The organism is Prevotella sp. P5-64, from assembly GCF_002251285.1.
Classification (GTDB): Bacteria; Bacteroidota; Bacteroidia; order Bacteroidales; family Bacteroidaceae; genus Prevotella.
The window spans coordinates 12584-25538 of sequence record NZ_NPJK01000029.1; the positions used below are offsets into that span (position 1 = coordinate 12584).

Below are 12955 nucleotides of genomic sequence, written 5' to 3' on the forward strand. Positions count from 1 at the left end.
ATAGAAAGCCGCAATAGCTCCTGCTTGTGCAGGGATGGCTATTGCGGCTTTTGCTGTTTGTGTGGTTGTGTTATCCGATGCGGATGGTGTATTCGCTCATGAAGCTGGCACCGGGCTGCAGGCGGTTGATGAGGTATTTCTCGCTCAGGTCGCCCGTAAACTCAGCCCAGTCGTGTATGCCGTACCAGGGCTCTATGCACACGAAGGGCGCGTTCTTGGCGGTGGGGCTCCAGATGCCTACTGCCGGCGAGCGGAAGCCTACGGTCACCACCGGACGGCGCTCGCGGTCGAGCAGAGCCACCTCGTGCAACTGCGACTCGTCGAAGATGAGAGCGTCGTCGTCGAAGTCGGCGCAGGTGAAGTGCCACACGTTGCCATCCATCTCCAGCGGATGATGACCAGGGGTGATGCAGCCGTGGGTGTTGCCATAGAGACGCTCGGCATCGGGGTTGTCGAAGCGCAGATAGCCGTCCAGCGGGTCACCGTCTTTCATTCCGGGCACGTTGAATGCGGGATGGCCACCGATAGAGAACAGCAGTTCGCGGCGGTCGGTGTTCTCCACGTGCCAGATCACGTGGATGGTGTTGCCGTCGAGCCGGTAGGTCACGCTCAGATTGAAGTGGAAGGGATAGACCTTGAGTGTCTCTTCGCTCTCGGTGAGGGCAAAGGTGACGCGGTGGTCGGTTTTGGCTACGAGAGTGAAGTCGCTCTTGCTGGCAAATCCATGGCGCAGCATGTGATACTCCTTGCCGTCGAGATGATAGGTGTCGTTCCAGAGTCCACAGACGATGGGGAAGAGGGTGGGCGAGTGCTTGGCCCAGTATTTAGGGTCGGCCTGCCACAGATACTCGTGTCCCTGCGCGTCGCGTATGCTCTGCATCTCTGCACCACGCTCGGCGATGGTGACAGAGAGAATGTCGTTGCTTAGTGTCTGCATATATGTATGGTTTATATCTTGGGTCTGAAGTTGAGTATTCTCAGTCGGGTGGTCTTGCTGCGGTCGCGCCGTCTGTACACGCAGACTACGGCTGCTGCCGCATTGGTGGCCATGGCAGCCAGACAGATGATGATAGCCGTCTCGGCGGCTGGTCTGCAGGGGATGTAGAAGGCTGCCAGCACGCCGCTCACCATTGCTGCCGCCAGGCATACGCCCATCGCGCGGGTGTAGGTGACCATCACCCGCAGCTGCTCTGCCGCCGTGATGGTCATGGGCATCTCTATGCGTGAGAGCGGGTGATAGGCTGCCCACAGGGCATAAAGCGCCAGATAGGTGTCTATGCCGCCGAAGGTTACGGCGCCAGCCCTGTCGCGGAAGGAGAGGCTGGTGTCGAGCCATGTCTCGGGGCCGGTGCTGAGCGAAGCGGGGCAGACCAGTGCCGTCAGGATGAGACCCCATGCCACAACCAGCATGACGATGGTGGCAGCCTCTGAGAGAGTGCCTGTCAGGGTGCGGTTGACCGTGAAGAACGGGCCGTCAGATGTTGTCGTTCTTTTCATCGTTGGTAGTATTCGATAGTTCACCGTTGCCCCCGTTCTTGTGCTTGGGCAGCCTCCTGGCCTTGCGCAGCGCCTCGTTGACAATCCATTGCAGTTGTCCGTTGGTGCTGCGAAACTCGTCGGCAGCCCACTTCTCGACAGCCGCCATCGTGGCGCTGTCGAGTCGCAGTACAAAGGGTTTGGTTTTCTCTTTTGCCATGTCTGCCTATTACATGTTGAGCGTGCCTGTGTTGACTACTGGCTGCGCCGTATCGTCGCCGCAGAGCACTACCATCAGGTTGCTAATCATGGCAGCCTTCTTGTCGTCGTCGAGCTCTATCACGCCGCCTTCTGCCAGTTTGTCGAGCGCCATCTTGACCATGCTCACCGCACCTTCCACTATCTTCTCGCGGGCGGCGATGATGGCGTCGGCCTGCTGGCGGCGCAGCATCACGGCAGCGATTTCGGGTGCATAGGCCAGATAGTTGATGCGGGCCTCTACCACCTCGATGCCAGCCATGGTGAGCCGCTCTTCCAGCTCGCTCTTGAGCACCTCGTTGATTTCGTCGCCACCGCTGCGCAGTGTCAGTTCGTCCTTGTTGTCGGTATTGTCATAGGCATACTGTCCGGCCATCTGTCGGAGGGCGGCGTCGCCCTGTATCTTGACAAAATTCTCGAAGGCGCGCATCATGCTGTTTACGTTGACACCTACCGAGGCAGCGTTGCTCGCCATGGTCTGGGCGTCGATTTCAAACATGGCCTTGTAGGTGTCTTTGAGTTTCCACACCAGCACCATGCCAATCATCACGGGGTTGCCCTGCTTGTCATTGACCTTGATGGGTTCGGCGTCGATGTTGCGGGCGCGCAGCGACAGCTTCTTTACACTGTAGAAGGGGTTCACCCACGAGTATCCCACCTTCTTGAAGGTGCCGTGGTACTTGCCGAAGAACAGCATCACGCGGGCCTCGTTGGGCTCTATCATGATGAAGCCGCACATGGCGACGATGGCAGCCAGCAGCAGTACGCAGCCAGTGACAATCTTGAACGCATTCTCATACTCGATGCCGAAGCCGAGCAGCAGGCCGGAAATTACCAGTGCAGCCACAATGGCAAACAACATCACGAAACCATTCAGGGTAAATCCCTTGAAGTCAAACTCTTGATTCTTCATAATTATAGCTGTTTAGAAAGTGATATTAATTTGATATTGCAAAGATAGCGACTTGCGTGATAACTTCCAAGCATTTTTCCAACTTTTTTTCAATTATTTTTCCGACCGTGCCTACTGCCCTCCCGATGACGGTGGTCGTCACTGCTGCATCGCAAGGCCCAGAGGGAAGCGTGGGAGGGTGGCTTGGCGTCATTATGGTCGTCATCGCATCCGCCGTAACCTCATCTGGCGGCTCGTAACGTAAGGCACGAAGGCTCGTATCATTTGTTACGTGGGCTCGTGCCTTACGATACGTGTCCACGTAACATACGATACGAGCCGCCAAAGGTGGTTGGCACGGTTCTGAAAGCCATGACTGCCAGGAATATAAATAAAGAAACCGAGACCGCCCGTAAATTCGGGACAATCTCGGTCGATACACACGTATATAAATATAATCCTATGGGCAGACATCTGCGCCCGGTATGTCGGGCTGTGGTCTCGCGGTCATCGCATCTGTAATGCCTGTCTCTGCCCGGGCTTGCGCGCCGGGCGATGGTTGGCCAGACGCTTCATCATCCGTCGTTCGAGAACGTAGACACGCTTGATCTGGTTTTGGGTGAGAAACTTGCTGTATTCGGCATAATACTTCTGGCGAATCTGCAGCAGCTTTTCGCTACGCTCAAACTGCCGGGCGATGTCCTGTTTGGCCTCGGCTTCGGTCTGCTGCTGTGCGTTGGCCTGTTTGCGAGCGCCCTTCATGCGAGTGCCCAAAGCCCAGATTTCTTTCTGGCAGGCAGTATAGGTCTCGACAAACTGCTTGGTGGTGGCTTCGTCGAAAGCCATGGTCTGGGCGATGTGCCGTGCCTGCTTGTCGGCCAGTTCTTCGCGCGTCAGACGCTGGCGCTGGTTGTTCTGTGCGCTGATAGTGGTTGTGCCCATCAGCATCAAGGCTGCTACGAGCCATAACTTCATAATGGTCTTCATCTTGTTATGTTTTTTATTCGTTGATAAATATGTCTTCCTGATACACCGAGAGGATGTAGGTCTGGTCGTCGTTGCTCAGATTGTCGAACGCCTGCTCCACATGGGCATAGTCTGTCGTGGATAGGGTAGACCATCTGCCGCCTATCATCACTACTATGCCCGTCACGGCTGCAGCTGCCAGCAGACCGGCTATCGAGCGGCGCAGGGTCATTGAGCGGTGGCGCCTGGGGCGCGATTGTGATAGGTTGCGGGCAAGTATCTGGCGTTCCATGTCGTCGAAGAAACCTTCGGGCACGCTGTAAGGCATGCGTTTGCCAATGTTGTCGAAATCGAATTGATGTTCCATATCTTTAGTCATGATTGTTCATATATCTGATGATTTTCTCCTTGGCGATGTGATAGTTGGTCTTGGCCGAGGCGGGCGTGGAGTCTGTCACGTCGGCAATCTCGGCAAAACTCATGTTATCGTAGTAGCGCAGGTTGAAGGCCAGCTGCTGCTTGTCGGGCAACGCGAGGATGGCACGTTGCAGTCTGACGGCTTCGGCGTCGCTGTAGTCGATATAGCTGTCGGCTGCGCGCTCGTCGAGCAGCGCCATCCTGTCGTCGGCCGAAACCTCATCCTGCTTCCGTTGGCCGATGATGCGCAGCGCCTCGTGGGTGGCAATCTTGTATATCCACGCCGACAGCGAGCGGATTTCATCGTAGTTTCCCACTGAGCGGTAGATGCGTATGAAGGTCTCCTGCATGGCGTCCTGGGCATCGTCGTGGCTCACCACCATGCGGCGTATGTGCCAGTAGATAGGCTCGGTGTAGCGCTTTACCAGCAGGGCGAACCCCTTGGCAGTGTCTGCCTTCAGCTGCTTTACTATGTAAGTGTCGTCGATGGACATGGTCGTCTTCTCTCGTTGTGAGGTTTGGGTGATTATATCTTGCTATATACCTTTTTGCTACCTGCGGTCTGGCATTTCAGCATGCCGTTGGCTCTGGAGCAGAAGGAGTCGAGCTCGGCTTCGGCCATCTGCTTGCTGAGTCCCGTCATACGGGCGTAGTGCTTGATGGTGAGGTATCTGTTGTTCTGCAGATAGGCCAGGGCCATGTGCAGACGCTGGTTCTGGGTGAGGTGGTTGCTCACACGGGTGGCCGTTGTCGGCACCGTGCGTACTACGACCATGGGTCTCGGAGTCCACAGGCGATGATGGCAGCCTGGGCGGCGATGGCCCGAAGCCGGCAAGCATAGCAGCATGGCCATTAGTGCTGTCATCGATACGATGGTTGTTTTGTAATGTCTCATATTCGTTGTCGTTTGAGGTTGAAATTGGGTCCGTTGTATGAACGCCGTTCATATATATAACCCCGAGAAGTGGGAAAAGTAAAATGGGTAACCGTCATTTTATTCATTTTTCTCTTTTTTACTGTTTTTTCCGTTTTCCATGTCCTGACTGCAGAGTACAACGATACGTACAGGCAATACGAATGCCTGCACATTATATAAATATATGCGCTCGCGATGTAATTAAAAGGTAAAAACCAATGCAATTTCGTTTTTTTTGAGTACTTTTGCAGATGATAATGTGCGTATGTCCCGTTACTGCAGAGGCGGGCGGGGCAAAGGCGCATGCCAGTATGAATGGAAAGTAAATAAAAACAATATATATGAACGTATTAGAACTTAGCGAACAAGAGATTGTACGCCGCCAGTGTCTTGAAGAGTTGCGACAGATGGGTATCAATCCCTATCCCGCAGACGAATTTCCCGTAAATGCTTATTCGACCGATATCCGCGACAACTTTGTAGATGGCGAAGAGCGCGAGGTAGTTATCGCCGGCCGTCTGATGGGCCGCCGCGTGATGGGTAAGGCCAGTTTTGCCGAGCTGCAAGACTCCAAGGGTCGTATCCAGGTGTATATCACCCGTGATGACGTGTGCCCTGGCGACGACAAAGACTTGTACAACAAGGTGTTCAAGAAACTGATGGATATTGGTGACTTCATCGGTATCAAGGGTTTCGTCTTCCGTACCCAGACCGGCGAAATCAGCGTTCACGCCAAAGAGCTGACGCTGCTGAGCAAGAGCCTCAAGCCTCTGCCTATCGTGAAGTATAAGGACGGTGTGGCTTACGACAAGTTTGAGGACCCCGAGCTGCGCTATCGTCAGCGCTATGTAGACCTCGTGGTCAACGACGGTGTGAAGGATACCTTCCTCAAGCGTGCCACCGTGCTGCGCACCATGCGCCGCTTCTTCGACGAGGCTGGCTATACTGAGGTAGAGACCCCCACGCTGCAGAGCATTGCCGGCGGTGCCAGCGCCCGTCCGTTTATCACCCACTTCAATGCGCTCAATATAGATATGTACATGCGTATCGCCACCGAGCTCTATCTGAAGCGACTCATCGTGGGCGGATTTGAAGGCGTCTACGAGATAGGCAAGAACTTCCGCAACGAGGGTATGGATCGCTTCCACAACCCTGAGTTTACCTGCATGGAGCTCTATGTGCAGTACAAGGACTATAACTGGATGATGTCCTTCACCGAGCAGCTGCTCGAGACCATCTGTGTGGCTGTCAACGGCAAGCCCGAAGTGCAGATGGGCGACAAGACTATCAGCTTCAAGGCTCCCTTCCGTCGTCTGCCCATCCTCGATGCCATCAAGGAGAAGACCGGATATGACCTCTACGGCAAGAGCGAGGACGAGATACGCCACATAGCTGTAGACGAACTCAAGATGGAAGGCATCGACGCGAGCTTCGGCAAGGGCAAGCTCATCGACGAAATCTTCGGCGAGTACTGCGAGGGTACCTACATCCAGCCTACCTTCATCATCGACTATCCCGTAGAGATGAGCCCGCTCACCAAGATGCACCGCAGCAAACCCGGACTGACCGAGCGCTTCGAGCTGATGGTCAACGGTAAGGAGCTGGCCAATGCCTACTCTGAGCTCAATGACCCCATCGACCAGGAAGAGCGCTTCAAGGAGCAGATGAGACTGGCCGACAAGGGCGACGACGAGGCAATGGTCATCGACCAGGACTTCCTGCGTGCGCTGCAGTACGGCATGCCCCCCACAAGTGGTATCGGTATCGGCATCGACCGTCTGGTGATGCTCATGACCGGCAAGGAGTACATCCAGGAAGTTATGCTCTTCCCCCAGATGAAGCCCGAGGCCAAGATACCTCAGAGCAGCATCAAGGAGTGGGCTGCCATTGGTGTGCCTGAGGACGAGGTGTATGTGCTGCGCAAGGCAGGCTTCAACCTCATCAGCGACATCAAGGACCAGAAGGCTCAGGGACTGCAGCAGAAGTTGGGCGAGATACACAAGAAGTACAAGCTCGAGTTTGAAAAGCCCGGTGTCGATGCTATCCAGCAGTGGATAGACAGCGCACAGGCCTGAGAACAGCATAAAATAACCCCAAAACAAGATTTATGTTTAGCGTAGGAAAAACAGCCATCATCGGTGGAGGCTCGTGGGCTACAGCTATCGCCAAGATAGTGATAGACCACACCCACCACCTGGGGTGGTACATGCGCCGCGACGACCGCATCGAAGACTTCAGAAGACTGGGTCACAACCCCGCCTATCTCACAAGTGTGCACTTCGATGTGGACGAAATCTTCTTCTCTTCAGACATCAACAAGATAGTTGAGGCTTACGACACGCTCGTGTTTGTCACTCCCTCGCCCTATCTCAAGAGTCATCTGAAGAAACTCAAGACCCGTATCAAGGACAAGTTTATCATTACCGCCATCAAGGGTATCGTGCCCGATGAGAACCTGGTGTGCTCTGAATACTTCCATAGGGTCTACGACGTGCCTTACGACAATCTTGCCGTCATCGGCGGTCCGTCGCACGCCGAAGAAGTGGCGCTGCAACGCCTCTCTTATCTCACTGTGGGATGTGCCGACCAGGAAAAGGCCCAGGCCTTTACCGAGGTACTCTCGTCGGAGTTTATCAAGACCAAGGTGGCGTCGGATGTGCTTGGCATAGAGTATTCGTCGGTGCTGAAAAACGTCTATGCCATCGCCGCGGGCATCTGCTCGGGCCTGAAGTATGGCGACAACTTCCAGGCGGTACTCATATCCAACGCCGTGCAGGAGATGAACCGGTTCATGACCGCCGTCAATCCCATAGAGCGCAATGTCTATGACAGCGTCTACCTGGGTGACCTGCTGGTCACGGGCTACTCCAACTTCTCGCGCAACCGCACCTTCGGTTCGATGATTGGCAAGGGCTACAGCGTGAAGAGCGCACAGATAGAGATGGAGATGATAGCCGAGGGATACTTCGGTACGAAGTGCATGAAGGAAATCAACCGCCACATGCATGTCAATATGCCTATCCTCGACGCGGTGTACAACATTCTCTACGAACGCATCAATCCCCAGATTGAAATCAAATTATTAACAGACAGTTTTAGATAGACTAAAATGAAAAGTATTTCTTTAGACTTTACCAAAGCCGCTTCCTTCCTTGGTGAGGGCGCGGTAGAGGCGTATGAACCCAAAGCTAAAGCCGCTCTCGAGGCATTGGAGAACAATACTTGCCCCGGCAACGACTTCTTAGGATGGCTTCACTTGCCATCAAGTATTACTCCTGATTTCCTCGATGAAGTCCAGGCTGTTGCCAACACCCTCAGAGAGAAGTGTGAGGTAGTAGTGGTAGCCGGTATCGGCGGCAGCTACCTCGGCGCGCGCGCTGTCATCGAAGCCCTTAGCAACTCGTTTGCCTGGCTCATTCAGGACAAGAAGAACCCGCAGATTCTCTTTGCCGGCAACAACATCAGCGAGGACTATCTGGCTGAGCTCACCGACTATCTGAAGGGCAAGCGCTTCGGCGTCATCAATATCTCCAAGTCGGGTACCACCACCGAGACCGCCCTCACTTTCCGTCTGCTCAAGAAGCAGTGTGAGGCCCAGATGGGCAAGGACGTGGCTCGTGAGGTGATAGTGGCTGTTACCGATGCCAAGCGCGGTGCCGCACGCACCTGTGCCGACAAGGAAGGCTACAAGAGCTTCATCATTCCCGACAACGTGGGTGGCCGCTTCTCTGTGCTCACTCCCGTGGGTCTGCTGCCTATAGCCTGTGCTGGTTTCGACATCAAGGCTCTCGTGGCTGGTGCTACTGATATGGAGAAGGCTACTGGCGTGAATGTGCCTTTCGGCGAGAATATCGCTGCACAGTATGCTGCCGTGCGCAACGCTCTCTACAATGAGGGTGGCAAGAAGATTGAGATTATGGTCAACTACCAGCCCAAGCTCCACTTCATCGCTGAGTGGTGGAAGCAGCTCTACGGTGAGAGCGAAGGCAAGGATGGCAAGGGTATCTTCCCCGCATCTTGCGACTTCACCACCGACCTGCACTCTATGGGCCAGTGGATTCAGGATGGCGAGCGCTCTATCTACGAGACGGTCATCTCGGTAGAGACTCCCAACCGCGAACTCGACTTCCCTCATGACGATGAGAACCTCGACGGTCTCAACTTCCTCGCCGGAAAGCGTGTGGATGAGGTCAACAAGATGGCTGAACTCGGTACACGTCTCGCCCACGTGGATGGCGGCGTACCCAATATCCGCATCAGCGTGCCCGTGCTCAACGAGTATTACATCGGTCAGCTTATCTACTTCTTTGAGATAGGTTGTGGTATCAGCGGCAACATCCTTGGTGTCAATCCGTTCAACCAGCCCGGTGTTGAGGCTTACAAGAAGAATATGTTTGCCCTGCTCAACAAGCCTGGCTATGAGGCTGAGAGCAAGGCTATCCAGGAGCGTCTGCAGAACGAGAAGTAATCGCAACGCCTCTGGGCTTGATACAATAACAAGGGGGGAGTAACTTCCTCCCTTTATTATTATAATAATGTACGAGAGAGAGATTAACAGATACCTGGACCGTATGGTCGATGGCCATCAGCTCGCCAGCAAGGACGAGTGGAAGGGATTTCGCTGCGTGCTCTTCGATATGGATGGCGTGCTCTACAACTCCATGCCCAATCATGCCGTGGCATGGCAGCAGGCTATGAGCGCCAATGGGCTCCACTTCACCGCCGAAGACTCCTATGCCACCGAGGGCATGAAGGGTGTCGACACCATACGCATCTATGCCGAGCGCCAGACGGGAAAGAAACTCACCGAGGCTGAGGCCCAAGCCATCTACGACGAAAAGGCGCGTCTGTTTCACCAGATGCCCGAAGCCGGGATATTCGATGGCGTCGTAGACCTGATGAAGCAGATACGTGAGGCTGGACTGACCATCTGTGTGGTTACCGGGAGCGGACAGAAACCCCTCATCCAGCGCCTTGTCAACGACTTCGGAGACTTTGTCGACGAACAGCACATCGTGTCGGCATACAATGTGAGCCACGGAAAGCCCGCCCCCGACCCCTATCTGAAAGGTCTGGAACTGGCAGGCAACATGAAACCCTGGGAGGGTATAGTGGTAGAGAATGCGCCGATGGGCGTAAGAGCAGGCGTGGCAGCCCAGATATTCACCATCGGCGTCAATAGCGGTCCGCTGCCCGATGAGGCCTTGGCCCGCGAGGGCGCCAATGTCATTCTGCCCAGCATCCGCAGGCTGGCCGATGACTGGCAGCAGCTGATGGCGTATGGCCCGGCCAAAAGGGGATAAACTGCTGCGCCTTGCCAAATTAATTATAAATTGGTAGGGTAGTGGGTTAAATCATCTTAATAACCCATTGGGCTAAAGCTGCAATATACTATCTTTGCAGACAAGAGACTCAGGTCTATAAACAATAAAGATAAGAATATGAAGAAATTGTTTTTCTTTGCCGGCATCCTCGCCATGACCGCCTTGGCAAGTTGCGGCAACAAGCAGAAAGCCCCTGCCGAAGGCGAAACCATAGAGGTGGCTGCCCCTGTAGACGATGATGTAGTAAGTATGCTCGATGCCCAGCTCAAGAGCAAGGACCCCAATGCGCTGATGAAGACCCTCGCTGCCATCAAGGAGAAATATGCCCAGCTGGTCAAGGCGGGCAAGCTCGAAGAAGCCAAGGTATATATGGCCAAGGCCCAGACATATCTGAAGGAGCATGCGGCACAGATTACTGCCATCGCTGGCGAAGACAGTGAGGTGAGCAATCTGGTAAACAGCGTAACAAGTATGCCCGAAGCCGCGCAGAATGCTGCCGAAGAGGCTGCCAAGAAGGTAGATGCCAAAGCCAAAGAGGCTGTCGAGGCTGCCAAGTCTGACGCCAAAGCCAAGGTCAACGAGGCTGCTGCCAAAGCCAACGCCAAAATCAATGAGAAAGCCAATGAGGCTGGACAGAAGGCCCACGAGGCTGTAGGCAAAGCAGCGGCAAAGGCGATGAAGGAAATGGGACTCGAATAGAGCCTGATACATACCTAAAAGGCGGCAGTGCGAGTTCCGCATGGGCCGCCTTTTGCAGAATTACAAACTCAATAGTAAGATACTTGTCATGAACTATCGTGTACTCTTTTCGCTGCTATGCCTGTTCTCCGTGTCGGCCTACGCCCAGAAGAAAGTGGTGATTTATGACCTGGAGACCCGGGTGCCCATCCGTCAGGTGAGGGTAAGGGTCGACAAGTCCAGAACCTACACCACGCCCTATACGGGCCAACTCGTTCTGCCCGAGAAGTTTGATACCATCACGGTGAGTCATCCCAAGTATCTCACCCACTCGATGGGCTTCAAGGAAGTGGGCGACTCTATCGGTCTGATTCCCCGCACCCGCACCCTGGGCGAAGTCGAGGTGGTGGGCGAGGACTTGTCCAAGCGTCTGCGTGAGAATGTGGAGCAGTGGGGTGTCACCGACCCAAAGGAACGCCAGCTGCTCAATCCCAAGACGAGTGTGGTCGATTTTGATCTCGTGAAAATCTTTGACTTCAAAGGCCGGTCCCGTCGCCGACGTACGCGCAAAGTCAAGCAGGCTCTGCAGAAGATGGACGAGAAGGACCCCGTGAAGCGCGCCTATGAAGCCACGGTGAAAGACAAGGGTGAAAAAAAAGAAGAGACTACTACAAAGTAATCTCTCCTGAACCATAACAGCGGTGGTGCTCGTGGTCGTAGATGACGCAGAACTGACCCGGCGCCACGCCATGTATCTTCTCAGCCGAATAGACCATATAACAGCCATCCCCACATTGTCGGATGGTGGCGTGATGGTAGTCGGGAGTATGGCGAATCTTGAACGTCACGTCGGTTTCATCTTTGTCGAAACCGACTGTGAGGAAATGAAAATCATGTATCTTGAATTCTTGCTTGTACGCAGTCTCAGGGTCGTAACCGTGACTGACGTACAGGATATTCTTTTCCACATCCTTCTTGATGACAAACCAGGGACCGCCGCCCAGCCCGAGGCCCTTGCGCTGGCCGATGGTGTGGAACCAGAGTCCACGATGGCCGCCAATGCGCTTGCCGGTTTCCCATTCTATCACGTCTCCGGGGTTCTCACCCAGGTATCGGCGTATATATTCGTTGTAGTCTATCTGCCCCAGGAAGCAGATACCCTGGCTGTCGCGACGTCGGGCGTTGATCAGATGCTCGCGTTCGGCTATCTGGCGTACCTCGTCTTTCTCATAGTGACCTATGGGGAAGAGCGCCTTGCGCAGCTGCCAGTCGTAGATTTGGGCAAGAAAGTCGGTCTGGTCTTTGACCGGGTCGGGGCTGGTGCAGAGCCATTTGCGTCCGTCTATGATTTCCGTCTGGGCGTAGTGGCCGGTGGCAATCAGGTCGTAGTTGTGCCCCATCTTCTCGTCGAAGGCGCCAAACTTGATGAGCCTGTTGCACATCACGTCGGGGTTGGGCGTATAGCCCGCCTTGACTTTCTCCATGGTGTATCGCGTCACCTGGTCCCAGTATTCGCGGTGGCAGTCTATCACCTGCAGGCGGCATCCGAACCTTCCGGCCACAGCCGTGGCCATCTCCAGGTCTTCCTCAGAGGTGCAGTCCCATTCCTCCTGTTCCTCTGGCCCTATCTTGATGTAGAAGCAGTCGGGCTTGAGCCCCATGCGGGCCAGCTCGTATACCACCACCGAACTGTCGACGCCGCCCGAGAGCAGCACGGCTATCCGCTTGTCCTTTATCTCGTTTATGTCAATCATATTGCAAAGGTAGTGCAAGCCGAAGACAATACAAAGGAAAAACGAATGTTTTTTCAATTTGTATTGTTGAGGCGCCGCCTACCTTCATGGTGAGCCATAGAGTAGTGCAAGCCGAAGACAATACAGCGAATGTTTTTTCAATTTGCATGGTTGAGGCGCCGCCTGTCTTTGTCGTAATCGCCGTGATGACCGAAATCGATGCAAGCCGCAGCGTGGTGGTTGGCAAGATTTCGGACATTACAGACAAAAATAGGACGATGGCATAAATTATCAG

General features: G+C 54.5%; 16 protein-coding genes. 7 read left to right on the forward strand and 9 right to left on the reverse strand.

Features of this window, described 5'->3' with window-relative positions; all coding sequences use genetic code 11:
- Nucleotides 1–70: 70 nt before the first annotated feature.
- The 8 genes from CIK87_RS04505 to CIK87_RS04545 all read right to left on the reverse strand — a co-directional run bounded on the left by CIK87_RS04505 (nt 71) and on the right by CIK87_RS04545 (nt 4904).
- Complete coding sequence (locus CIK87_RS04505) at nt 71–937, reverse strand: aldose 1-epimerase family protein (RefSeq protein WP_094385867.1); 867 nt, start codon at nt 935–937, stop codon at nt 71–73.
- An 11-nt stretch (nt 938–948) separates the two neighbouring features.
- The gene (locus tag CIK87_RS04510; RefSeq protein ID WP_094385868.1) at nt 949–1497 is read right to left on the reverse strand and encodes a hypothetical protein; all 549 of its coding nucleotides are present in this window, start codon (nt 1495–1497) and stop codon (nt 949–951) included.
- Complete coding sequence (locus CIK87_RS04515; protein ID WP_094385870.1) at nt 1475–1696, reverse strand: DNA-binding protein; 222 nt, start codon at nt 1694–1696, stop codon at nt 1475–1477. The genes CIK87_RS04510 and CIK87_RS04515 overlap by 23 nt, the downstream gene beginning before the upstream one ends.
- Before the next feature lie 9 nt (nt 1697–1705).
- Entirely contained in the window at nt 1706–2647 is a 942-nt protein-coding gene (locus CIK87_RS04520; protein WP_094385872.1) for an SPFH domain-containing protein, read from the reverse strand.
- Nucleotides 2648–3133: 486 nt separating this feature from the next.
- Nucleotides 3134–3613, reverse strand: a complete 480-nt coding sequence (locus CIK87_RS04530; protein WP_094385876.1) for a hypothetical protein — start codon at nt 3611–3613, stop codon at nt 3134–3136.
- A 13-nt stretch (nt 3614–3626) separates the two neighbouring features.
- Complete coding sequence (locus CIK87_RS04535; RefSeq protein WP_094385878.1) at nt 3627–3959, reverse strand: hypothetical protein; 333 nt, start codon at nt 3957–3959, stop codon at nt 3627–3629.
- A gap of 4 nt (nt 3960–3963) precedes the next feature.
- Nucleotides 3964–4503, reverse strand: a complete 540-nt coding sequence (locus CIK87_RS04540) for an RNA polymerase sigma factor (protein WP_094385880.1) — start codon at nt 4501–4503, stop codon at nt 3964–3966.
- 32 nt (nt 4504–4535) lie between these two features.
- Nucleotides 4536–4904: a hypothetical protein gene (locus CIK87_RS04545; protein WP_144007758.1), complete on the reverse strand. Its 369-nt coding sequence runs from the start codon at nt 4902–4904 to the stop codon at nt 4536–4538.
- 362 nt (nt 4905–5266) lie between these two features.
- Here CIK87_RS04545 and lysS point away from each other — a divergent pair, with 362 nt between their 5' ends.
- The 6 genes from lysS to CIK87_RS04575 all read left to right on the forward strand — a co-directional run bounded on the left by lysS (nt 5267) and on the right by CIK87_RS04575 (nt 11606).
- Nucleotides 5267–7000: a lysine--tRNA ligase gene (lysS, locus tag CIK87_RS04550; RefSeq protein WP_022310827.1), complete on the forward strand. Its 1734-nt coding sequence runs from the start codon at nt 5267–5269 to the stop codon at nt 6998–7000.
- A gap of 32 nt (nt 7001–7032) precedes the next feature.
- Entirely contained in the window at nt 7033–8028 is a 996-nt protein-coding gene (locus tag CIK87_RS04555) for an NAD(P)H-dependent glycerol-3-phosphate dehydrogenase (protein WP_022310826.1), read from the forward strand.
- Nucleotides 8029–8034: 6 nt separating this feature from the next.
- The gene (locus tag CIK87_RS04560) at nt 8035–9393 is read left to right on the forward strand and encodes a glucose-6-phosphate isomerase (protein WP_022310825.1); all 1359 of its coding nucleotides are present in this window, start codon (nt 8035–8037) and stop codon (nt 9391–9393) included.
- Nucleotides 9394–9460: 67 nt separating this feature from the next.
- Nucleotides 9461–10228, forward strand: a complete 768-nt coding sequence (locus tag CIK87_RS04565) for an HAD family phosphatase (RefSeq protein WP_094385885.1) — start codon at nt 9461–9463, stop codon at nt 10226–10228.
- A gap of 138 nt (nt 10229–10366) precedes the next feature.
- A complete protein-coding gene (locus tag CIK87_RS04570) occupies nt 10367–10948 on the forward strand; it encodes a hypothetical protein (RefSeq protein WP_144008111.1) in 582 nt (193 codons plus the stop codon).
- An 88-nt stretch (nt 10949–11036) separates the two neighbouring features.
- Nucleotides 11037–11606, forward strand: a complete 570-nt coding sequence (locus CIK87_RS04575; RefSeq protein ID WP_094385889.1) for a hypothetical protein — start codon at nt 11037–11039, stop codon at nt 11604–11606.
- On the opposite strand, the gene mnmA is transcribed toward CIK87_RS04575, so the two are convergent.
- On the reverse strand, nt 11596–12681 hold the full coding sequence (gene mnmA, locus CIK87_RS04580; RefSeq protein WP_371327106.1) for a tRNA 2-thiouridine(34) synthase MnmA: 1086 nt from the start codon (nt 12679–12681) through the stop codon (nt 11596–11598). The two genes, CIK87_RS04575 and mnmA, sit on opposite strands and share 11 nt — an antisense overlap.
- Nucleotides 12682–12785: 104 nt before the next feature.
- Between mnmA and CIK87_RS14310 the strand changes: the two genes are divergently transcribed.
- A complete protein-coding gene (locus tag CIK87_RS14310) occupies nt 12786–12947 on the forward strand; it encodes a hypothetical protein (protein ID WP_158214750.1) in 162 nt (53 codons plus the stop codon).
- Nucleotides 12948–12955 lie beyond the last annotated feature (8 nt).

What these genes read in the sequence shown, in the direction of transcription:
- mnmA (WP_371327106.1), bottom strand. Translation starts at nt 12,681, where the DNA reads ATGATTGACATAAACGAGATAAAGGACAAGCGGATAGCCGTGCTGCTC.
- CIK87_RS04505 (WP_094385867.1), bottom strand. Translation starts at nt 937, where the DNA reads ATGCAGACACTAAGCAACGACATTCTCTCTGTCACCATCGCCGAGCGT.
- CIK87_RS04545 (WP_144007758.1), bottom strand. Translation starts at nt 4,904, where the DNA reads ATGAGACATTACAAAACAACCATCGTATCGATGACAGCACTAATGGCC.
- CIK87_RS04530 (WP_094385876.1), bottom strand. Translation starts at nt 3,613, where the DNA reads ATGAAGACCATTATGAAGTTATGGCTCGTAGCAGCCTTGATGCTGATG.
- CIK87_RS04575 (WP_094385889.1), top strand. Translation starts at nt 11,037, where the DNA reads ATGAACTATCGTGTACTCTTTTCGCTGCTATGCCTGTTCTCCGTGTCG.
- lysS (WP_022310827.1), top strand. Translation starts at nt 5,267, where the DNA reads ATGAACGTATTAGAACTTAGCGAACAAGAGATTGTACGCCGCCAGTGT.
- CIK87_RS04560 (WP_022310825.1), top strand. Translation starts at nt 8,035, where the DNA reads ATGAAAAGTATTTCTTTAGACTTTACCAAAGCCGCTTCCTTCCTTGGT.
- CIK87_RS04510 (WP_094385868.1), bottom strand. Translation starts at nt 1,497, where the DNA reads ATGAAAAGAACGACAACATCTGACGGCCCGTTCTTCACGGTCAACCGC.
- CIK87_RS04535 (WP_094385878.1), bottom strand. Translation starts at nt 3,959, where the DNA reads ATGGAACATCAATTCGATTTCGACAACATTGGCAAACGCATGCCTTAC.
- CIK87_RS04540 (WP_094385880.1), bottom strand. Translation starts at nt 4,503, where the DNA reads ATGTCCATCGACGACACTTACATAGTAAAGCAGCTGAAGGCAGACACT.
- CIK87_RS04570 (WP_144008111.1), top strand. Translation starts at nt 10,367, where the DNA reads ATGAAGAAATTGTTTTTCTTTGCCGGCATCCTCGCCATGACCGCCTTG.
- CIK87_RS04555 (WP_022310826.1), top strand. Translation starts at nt 7,033, where the DNA reads ATGTTTAGCGTAGGAAAAACAGCCATCATCGGTGGAGGCTCGTGGGCT.
- CIK87_RS04520 (WP_094385872.1), bottom strand. Translation starts at nt 2,647, where the DNA reads ATGAAGAATCAAGAGTTTGACTTCAAGGGATTTACCCTGAATGGTTTC.
- CIK87_RS04515 (WP_094385870.1), bottom strand. Translation starts at nt 1,696, where the DNA reads ATGGCAAAAGAGAAAACCAAACCCTTTGTACTGCGACTCGACAGCGCC.
- CIK87_RS04565 (WP_094385885.1), top strand. Translation starts at nt 9,461, where the DNA reads ATGTACGAGAGAGAGATTAACAGATACCTGGACCGTATGGTCGATGGC.